The organism is Armatimonas sp., assembly GCF_043760365.1.
Taxonomy (GTDB): Bacteria; Armatimonadota; Armatimonadia; order Armatimonadales; family Armatimonadaceae; genus Armatimonas.
Genome location: NZ_JAYUPA010001057.1, coordinates 1 through 7,154, shown reverse-complemented (window position 1 = coordinate 7,154; position 7,154 = coordinate 1). Strand labels below are relative to the sequence as shown.

General features: G+C 61.7%; 5 protein-coding genes and 2 pseudogenes. 6 read left to right on the top strand and 1 reads right to left on the bottom strand.

What is annotated here, in order from left to right:
• The 6 genes and pseudogenes from ACH2EH_RS27030 to ACH2EH_RS27005 all read left to right on the top strand — a co-directional run.
• Window positions 1–1,209, top strand: a pseudogene (locus ACH2EH_RS27030) (ATP-binding protein); the annotation flags it as partial.
• A 308-nt stretch (window positions 1,210–1,517) separates the two neighbouring features.
• Window positions 1,518–2,246 (top strand): DUF4331 family protein, encoded by a 729-nt coding sequence (locus ACH2EH_RS27025; RefSeq protein ID WP_395146604.1) that lies wholly within the window; start codon window positions 1,518–1,520, stop codon window positions 2,244–2,246.
• A 20-nt stretch (window positions 2,247–2,266) separates the two neighbouring features.
• Window positions 2,267–2,836, top strand: coding sequence for a DUF4331 family protein (locus tag ACH2EH_RS27020; protein WP_395146602.1), 570 nt, complete (start codon window positions 2,267–2,269; stop codon window positions 2,834–2,836).
• Window positions 2,836–3,990, top strand: coding sequence for a tetratricopeptide repeat protein (locus tag ACH2EH_RS27015; RefSeq protein WP_395146600.1), 1,155 nt, complete (start codon window positions 2,836–2,838; stop codon window positions 3,988–3,990). The genes ACH2EH_RS27020 and ACH2EH_RS27015 overlap by 1 nt, the downstream gene beginning before the upstream one ends.
• Window positions 3,965–4,738, top strand: a complete 774-nt coding sequence (locus ACH2EH_RS27010) for an H-X9-DG-CTERM domain-containing protein (RefSeq protein ID WP_395146598.1) — start codon at window positions 3,965–3,967, stop codon at window positions 4,736–4,738. The genes ACH2EH_RS27015 and ACH2EH_RS27010 overlap by 26 nt, the downstream gene beginning before the upstream one ends.
• A 14-nt stretch (window positions 4,739–4,752) precedes the next feature.
• Window positions 4,753–5,736, top strand: coding sequence for a HupE/UreJ family protein (locus tag ACH2EH_RS27005; protein WP_395146596.1), 984 nt, complete (start codon window positions 4,753–4,755; stop codon window positions 5,734–5,736).
• A gap of 1 nt (window position 5,737) precedes the next feature.
• On the opposite strand, the pseudogene ACH2EH_RS27000 reads toward ACH2EH_RS27005, so the two are convergent.
• Window positions 5,738–7,154, bottom strand: a pseudogene (locus ACH2EH_RS27000) (hypothetical protein); the annotation flags it as partial.

Here is a 7,154-nt window from a genome sequence, read left to right as displayed (position 1 = left end):
ATCGCCCGCGATGCCCTGCTCGCCGACCTGCGCTGGCGCAACCCGGACCGCTGGACGCACTTGCACCGCCGTGCCCGGAGCTACTACGGCGAGCGCCTCGCGCAGGCCAGTGATCGGGAGCAGCAGCGTCTGCTCTGGGACTATGTCTTTCTGCACCGCGACAATCCCGTGATTCAGTCCGCTTTCACCTGGCAGGACGCGGGAGCCTACGCCGACAGCGCCCGCCCCGAAGAAGGCGCACTTCTGGCAAGCTGGGTCGAGAAACACGAAGGCGCTCTCGCGGCCACACGCTTTCGCCACTGGTGGGGCCACCCTGCACTTAGTACAGCCGTTTTCCGAGGGGGGGAGGGCAACTCCCCACTGGGCTTTCTCTGCTGGCTGGAGCTGGATAAAGTGTTGCCCGTAGACCGCGAGCAAGATCCCGTTGTAGATCGTGCCGTCGCTTTTCTCGAAACCAGCGCGGCACTACGCCCCGGTGAGACAGCCCTGTACTTTCGCTTCTGGATGGCGGGAGACACCTACCACGCTGTCTCACCGATCCAGAGTCTAGTGATGGTCAATGCAGTCCGGCAGTATCTGATTACGCCACGCCTAGCCTATAGCTTCTTTCCGATTCGTGACCCCGAGCGCTGGGAGCCCGTCTTTGCCTACGCCGAGGCACCACGCTGCCACGCCGCCGAGTCCGATGCCGATGGGTTTACCCAAGGAGTCTTTGCCCACGACTGGCGTGTGCAGCCTGTGGCGCAGTGGCTACATGTGCTGGGCGAGAAAGAAGTGGCGGGAACGGCAGTCCAAACGCGCCCCACATCCGCCGAGACCTATCTGGTACTTAGTAAGCCCGCCTTCGAAGTGGCGCTACGCAATGCTCTCAAGTTTCTGGATCGCCCCGAGGCACTAACAGATAGCCCGTTACTACGCTCTAGAATCGTCGTCGAGCGTACACGAGGAGTTGAGGCCGCACCCCGCGAGCGCGCTTCTGTTCTCCAGAGTCTAATTCGCGAAACCACCACCGGCTTGCAAGGCCATCCGAAACGTGCGCGAGGCTACTACGCGCTTCTTCACACCTACCTGCGCCCCGCCGCCACACAAGAGAAAGCCGCCGAGCTTCTTGATCTTCCCTTCAGCACCTACCGTCGCCATCTGGCCGAGGGACTCACACTGCTAACCGAGACGCTCTGGCTGCAAGAGATCGGCGAGGCGCTGAAGTAGCCGCTGGTTAAAACCAGCGTCTGCAATGGCACTGCGTGCCGCAAAGCCCGTGCCGGGCTACCGAATTAACTCCCCAGCCCGGCACGGGCTTTGCGGCGAAACGCCACTGCAGACGCCTCATTCCATGGGGCGGTCAAAGTGGAAGTGAGCTTCTTCACAGTGTTGTGAGTAAAAAATGAGCAGTTTTTGGACTGGAGTCTGAGCAACGTACTGGCCTAAACTTAAGGAACCTAAGGAGCCACCCTGTATATAGGGTTAGCACCAGGGCAATCACCAAGATTGCCCGGAAATTAACCAGGAGTATGGTCATGAAATCAGTTACCAAGCGCTCTCTTGCCCTCGCCGGCACCGCGCTCGTTTTTATCGCAGGGCTGATCGGAGTTCGCAATGCACGCGGTTCCGACCACGCGGACACACCACAGATCGCGGCCTCCCCGGGCACCGATATCACCGATGTTTTTGTCTTTCCCAGTGCAACCAATAGCAACAATGTCGTGCTGGCAATGTGTGTCTCCCCGCTGATTCCCACAGGCGGCACCCGCGCCTTTGATCCCACGGTTCTCTACCAGTTCAAGATAGACAACACGGGCGACAAAGTGGAAGACCTGGTGATTCAAGCACGCTTCGAGGGCACGGGAACCAGCCAGAAAGTGATTATCGCGGGGCCGACCGCCCCCTCTCGCACCGGGACCATGAGCGATGCACTGATTCCCTCAACCGTCACGGGGACATTTAATAGCGCCTTTTCGCCCAGCAGCGGCATGCAGGTCTTTGCCGGAGTGCGCGAGGACCCGTTCTTCTTCGATCTGGAGCAGTTCTTCACCATCCTACCTGACCGCGCCACCCCGATCAGTGGCACTGCTGTCGCCCTTGCCGATGCCAACACCCCCAAGGCAGGCACTTGGCGTGCGGCGGGTGTCGCCAAGGACTTTCTGATTGGCTACAACCTGCTGGCAATCGTCGTGGAGCTTCCCAAGAGTGCACTCAAGGGTTCCGCCGACGGCAAAATCGGTGTCTGGTGCACCACGAGCAAATAACTTCGCGGAGAAAAAACAAAATGAAACAATTTATGCTACTCATTCCCATCGCCGCTCTTGTTCCCATCGCCCTGCTTGCGGGCTGCGGCGCTAACACGGTCTCCCGTAACCCGGAGAGCTTCCAACAGGTAGACCGTCTGGCACGGCCCGTGGTCAACGAGGTCTTTGCCTCCGTGGCTGGAGACCGCCACAAGACCAACAACGAGATCTCGCCAAGCCAGGACTCCACCCAGCTTGCCAATGACATCCAGAACTTCATGCGCAACACGGCGGGCCGCTCGCAGGCCATCACCGATGTGGTGAAGGCCGTTCTCGTACCCGATGTGCTCGTGGCGGATCTGAACCAGACCGACTCGGCAGCGTATCTTGGCTCGGAGACGGGTGGAGCGACCGGCGGCAAGTTCGGCGGGCGCAAGCTCACCGACGATGTCGCGGATATCTCCCTGGGTGTCGTCTTTGGCAAGACAGTCTCCGCGCTCGGACTCGCTCCTGCTGATGGCAAGGACATTCCCACCCTCACCAGCGACAATGTAGGGTCTGGAGGCAAGCACTTCACCGCCACCTTCCCCTACCTGGGAGCACCACGGTAGTGCGACGTGGGATCGCGCATGTGCTGGTATTTGCCGTCGGCGGCTTCTTCTGGGCGGGAAAGCACTTCTCGCCCAGGCCCAGCGAGGCAAAAACAAGCGCACACGTGGCCTACGACCCGACCGAGATTGAGAAGAGTGTACGGTTCTTAGAAAGCCGTGCTCTCTCCGATCCGCAGGGGGCCACGGGGCTGGCGATGCTGGCAAGCGCCTATCTGCGCCGCCAGAGTGAGCTGGGCGATCCCGATGATCTGCTCCGGGCCGAGGCGAGCGCACGCCGCTCGCTCTCGGTACGGAGCCACAACAACCCCATCGGCCTCTGGGCGCTCACCAAAGCGCTCATGGGCCGCCATGCTTTTGCCCAAGCACACGCAGTGGCAACACAGCTCGGCGATGGCGCACTGGAGGCCGAGTGCGATCTTGAGCTTGGCAACTACGACCGGGCACGAAAGCGCCTCGCTGAGGCCGCCGCCCTGCGCCCCACCGATCCGATTATCCGTGTTCTCCAAGCACGTGTCTGGGAGCTCGTCGGAAAAGTTCAGCTCGCGGAAGATGCCTACAAGAGTGCCCTCGCCCTCACCGACATCAACTTTGAGACATCCGCTCCGAGCCGTGCCTGGTTTCATAGTCGCCTCGCCGCGTTTCTGGCCTCGCAAGGACGCTTGGCAGACGCAAAACAAGAATACGAAGCGGCGCTCGACGCTTTCCCTAATGACCGCCGTGCGACACTCGGCCTAGCGCAGCTTGCCGCAGAACAGGGCGACAAAACCGAGGCCCGTCGCCTCGCGGAAACCATCGCGCTCCCCGAGGCCGCGATGCTGCTCTACACCCTCGGCGACAAATCACAGTGGGAGCGGATTACGTCGGAGGCCAGCGGACGCCACGTCCATGGCCGCGCCCTCGCCCTGTTCTACGCCGATGCGGGCCGTAATTTAGAAGAAGCTGTCAGGCTGATGCGCTCAGACTGGAGCGCCCGCAAAGACATTCACACCGCCGATGCGCTTGCCTGGACACTCTACAAAGCGGGCGAGCAAGACGAAGCGAAAATCTACGCCCGACTCGCCCTCGACACAGGAACCTGTGATCGCTCTATTCTTGAGCACGCAAAGCAAATTCTCTCGGAGACAAACGATGAAACGAAACTTTACCCTCATTGAGCTTCTGGTTGTTATTGCGATCATTGCGGTACTGGCCGCGATTCTTTTTCCTGTCTTTTTCCAGGCACGTGCCAAAGCCCGCCAGATCTCCTGCCTCTCGAACCAACGTCAGCTCGGTGTGGCGGCGCGAATGTACATGACGGACTGGGACGGCGAGCTTTTCCATCACCATGACGAGTGGGTACTCGACGATGGCACGACTGTTACGCAGCTTCCCGCCAGTGTGGATGCTTGCCTAGGCGGCGGCTTTGGCAACAGCCACGCTGAGAAGCCCTGGCTGGCAGCTTTCCAGCCCTATCTCAAGAACCAAAACGTGGCGCACTGTCCTGATTCACCCGCAGGACAGAGCTACTTACTGAACTCGATCTTCACTCATAAGTCCTGTCGTTATGCGCTGGAAGGCGTGCTGGGAGATTTTGCCTCGGAGCCCGTTGTTGCGGCGCTGCCCAACCCCAACTTGATTCTCTTCTCCGAGCGCAACTCCGAGGCGATGAACGCGCAGGACAACGAGGCATACGCCAGCCCCGACCAAGACGACTACGATACCTGGGGCGGCGAGGCGGCGCTAGTGCACTGGGGGGAGGGCAAGTACGGCGATCAAGGCTGGCTGCGCTACAACCGACATACGGGAGGGGCGAACTACACCTACGCCGACGGTCATGTCCGCTGGCTGCCCTGGAGCCGTGCCCGCCTCGACCAGTTCCCCGATCATATTGTCCGAAATCCTCTTGAGGAGCCCGTTCGATGAGAGGAGCCCGTCCGATGAAGCGCCTTCTTTATTGCCTCTTGCTATTGCTCAGCGTCGCACTCTCCGCGCTTGCCCACGATCCGCGCTACAGCAGTGTGATCCTGCGCCTTGAGGCCACAACACTACGCATCAGCTTAGTCGCGCCCGTGGGCAAAGACGTAGGCTTACGCCAGCGGCTCGCACTGGAGGCCAGTGGCAAGCCCGTGGCAACCGAGGGCGAGAGCCGGATTCAAGATGCCAGCAATCGGACAGTGTTGCTCGACACCCACGCCGCCGTGCTCGCTCCCAAGCAGCTCACCCTCATGCAGCGCCTCTTCCCCGAGGATCCGCAGAGCCGCACAATAGTGCTGCTCTATTCAGGGGATAAGCTGGTCCAGGAGAGCGTGCTCGATGCCAGCCACCCGCGCTTTGTCTGGGAGGCAACGCAAGCGCCCGAGCCAGCACTCTCGGTAGTGCGGCGCTTTGTGCAAGAGGGCATTGCGCATATTTTCGCCGGACAAGATCACATTCTCTTCGTGATCGCGCTGCTCTTGCTGGGAGGAAGTCTGCGCCAGCTTACCAAGATTATCACGGCTTTTACCCTCGCTCATACGGTCACGCTCTGCCTGGCGGCGACGAAAACCCTAACACTCTCGCCTGCGATTGTGGAGCCGCTGATCGCGCTCTCCATCGTGGCGGTGGGAGTTGACAACTTGCTCGCCAAGCCCGGCGAGCGCGACTTTCGTGCCCTGATGGCGCTGGGTTTCGGACTGATCCACGGCTTCGGGTTCGCCGGAGCACTCACGGAGATTGGGCTGCCCAAAGAGGCGCTAGGCCTCTCGCTGGGAGCGTTCAATATCGGCGTGGAGCTGGGGCAGCTGAGCATTGTGTTGGCGGTCGCACCGGCACTGGCACTCCTGACAAAACGAGCCCCCCGGGCCGGGCGCCGGGCGATGCTCGCGGGCACGGTTACCGTGATTTTATTGGGAGCACTCTGGTTCTTGCAGCGGATTGGCTAAGCTATTTCCCAGGCAGCCCGAGCTTGACACGGGCGGCGAGGATGCCCCCCTCGCGAATCGCGGTGGCATCCGTACTCAGTGCTGCCAGGAGCGAGCCGCCGCCCCGATCCGTGAAGAACGACTGTACCTCTGTGAATAAGCGCTCTAGCGACGGGAAAGACTGCAGCTGTTGGGCTTCGTAGAGCGCGGCCAGAGCGGCCTCGGGCTCGGCGATATTGCCCAGCGCGGCTCCTTGCCAGCGGCGGGCCTCGGCCTGGCCTGCCGCATCGCCTAGGTTGGAAAAGTGCGCTGTTGCCTCTTCCAGTAAGAGAACCGCACGGGCGGGCTCCTCGGTGAGCGTGATGCGCCCCAGGACCAGGAGGGCACGGGCAAAACCTTCCCGACTCTGGGCACCCCGCGCGACAGTCAGTGCACGCTCTGCCAGATCAAAGGCGGCATTTACCTCGCCGCTACGCAAGTGCCCCAGTGCCAGAGCGAGCAGCACCCCCGTGGGTCCTAGAAGCGCTTGAGGCGGCGACTCGGGAAGCGCGACCGCGAGCTGGTAGCGGCCTTCGTCCTCGGTGGCGAGTCCGGCGCGCAAGAGAACCTCCATGGCGCGCTGCCAGCCCTTGCCCCAGCTTGCCTCCAGATCCTCAGTTGCTGCCCCCGTGGCAAAGAGCGAGAGTACCCCCAGCAGGCGGCGCACTCCCTCAGGGAGGCGCTCCAGGAGTAGATCACGGGCAATCGTGAGTGGGGTAGTCGGCCCTCCATGCAGCGTGAGGGCCGTGAGCTGCGTCTCCATTCGTACACGAAGTGCCGTGAGGGGCTCGGTCTCCAGGAGCGCCGCCGTGAGCCGCGCCGCCTGCGGATTGCCATCGAGCAAGCGTGCCAGAGAGGCAGTCTCCTCAGAGTCGAAATCTCGTCGCGCCCAGCCCACTAAAAGCCGTCGAGTATCGCTGACGGAGAGAGGGGGCAGCTCCAGTGCCTGCTCCCCTGGGATATTCAAGGGGCGATGTGTCGCGGTGAGCAAGTGAAGCTCAGGGAACTGGGTTAGGAGTGCAGGAACCACCGGCGCTTCCAGCACTTCAAGGCCATCAAGGATAAACAGGGCGGCACCGCTGTCTGAAGGAACCCGCTGAGCCACCGCTTCCCGAATTGCGTCGGTGTGTCGAACCCCCTTCAGGCTGGCCCAGAAGACCCCCGCCGGAAAAGCCCCCGCCTCCGTGAGGCGCTGGGCAGCGGCACGTACCAGAGCACTTTTACCCACTCCTGCCGCGCCATAAAGGGTGACAATCCGCGAGGAGCAGACCGTTCGTACCAGTGCCCCCAACGCTTCGTCCCTGCCTACCAGCTTGTCCGCAAACGCCCGTAGTCGGGCGAACGCCGCCTCTCTTGCTGAACCTTCCAAATCGTTAAACCGTCCGCTCCGCGCTCCAAGG

Bases quoted from the DNA above. Each gene is read 5' to 3' on its own strand.
- ACH2EH_RS27025 (WP_395146604.1), top strand. From the start codon at position 1,518: ATGAAATCAGTTACCAAGCGCTCTCTTGCCCTCGCCGGCACCGCGCTC.
- ACH2EH_RS27020 (WP_395146602.1), top strand. From the start codon at position 2,267: ATGAAACAATTTATGCTACTCATTCCCATCGCCGCTCTTGTTCCCATC.
- ACH2EH_RS27010 (WP_395146598.1), top strand. From the start codon at position 3,965: ATGAAACGAAACTTTACCCTCATTGAGCTTCTGGTTGTTATTGCGATC.
- ACH2EH_RS27005 (WP_395146596.1), top strand. From the start codon at position 4,753: ATGAAGCGCCTTCTTTATTGCCTCTTGCTATTGCTCAGCGTCGCACTC.